A 1,095-nucleotide genomic window follows, 5' to 3' on the forward strand; every position below is an offset into this window, starting at 1 on the left:
TGAACGTGCTTCGGTACCCGCTCGCGTCGAACAGCACACCGCCCACTGTTGAGCCCAGTGCGATGCACAACTGAACGACAGCTACCATCAAGCCACCGCCGGCCTCAGCGTTGTCTGGCATCGCTTGGGCTACCCAGCTCCACCATCCAACAGGAGCAGCTGTGGCCATCAGGCCCCACAGCCCCAAGAGCACTGCTACAGGAACGACCCAGGCCCCCATGGGGATTAACGTGAGAGCGATTACAGCCATCAAAATCGAGATAATGATCAGGGTTCGGTAGAGTCCCCTTTTGAGGAAAGTGCCTATCAAGGCGGTGCCGATGAAGCCCGCCACCCCGATGACCAGCAGAACGAGCGACAGCGTGGTGATACCGACATGTGTCACGGTTTCAAGAAAGGGTCGCACGTAGGTGAACAGAGCAAACTGGCCCATGAAGAACGCACCACTGGCAGCCATGCCCAATGCTACAGGCCGCTTTCTGAGCAGCCTGAAAACATTGCTGGAGGTGGCGCGACGTGGAGCAGCTCTCATGGAGGGCAAGCTAAACCATTGCCAAGCCAGAACCATAAGGGCGACGGGTACCAGTGCAAGAAAGGCACCGCGCCATCCGACCATAGCGCCCAGATAGCTTCCCAATGGGGCGGCAATGACCGTTGCCAGAGCGTTACCGCTGTTGAAGATCGCAAGCGCTTTAGGCACCTGTTCACTGGGTACCAGCCTCATTGCCGTCGCTGCGGACATCGACCAGAAGCCCCCAATGACAACGCCAATAAGCGCGCGACCGACCATATAGACCAAGTAATTCGGAGCAAAAGCGACAACTGCGCCTGAGACGCCCATCAACGCGGTGAAGCCCAGCAACATCGCCTTTCGATCCATACTGCCGGCGATCCACGTGATCGACAGGCTTGTGAGAACCGCGAAGGCACCCGAAATCGCGATACCTTGGCCCGCCATGCCTTCGGTGATATGGAGGTCAGCAGCGATGGGTGTAAGCAGACTAACCGGCATGAATTCGGATGCGATGAGCGCAAAAACACAGAGGGTCATTGCGAATACGCCGCTCCAGTAGGCGCGCGGCTCACCGTAAGTTT

Annotated in this window: 1 protein-coding gene; it reads right to left on the minus strand. The window is 57.9% G+C overall.

From position 1 onward, the window contains the following. The coding region (locus HP546_RS30520) for an MFS transporter (RefSeq protein WP_256678582.1) at window positions 1-1,095 on the minus strand (1,095 nt) is incomplete at both ends.

Source organism: Pseudomonas sp. CM25, from assembly GCF_013179705.1.
In the GTDB taxonomy this organism is placed as follows: Bacteria; Pseudomonadota; Gammaproteobacteria; order Pseudomonadales; family Pseudomonadaceae; genus Aquipseudomonas.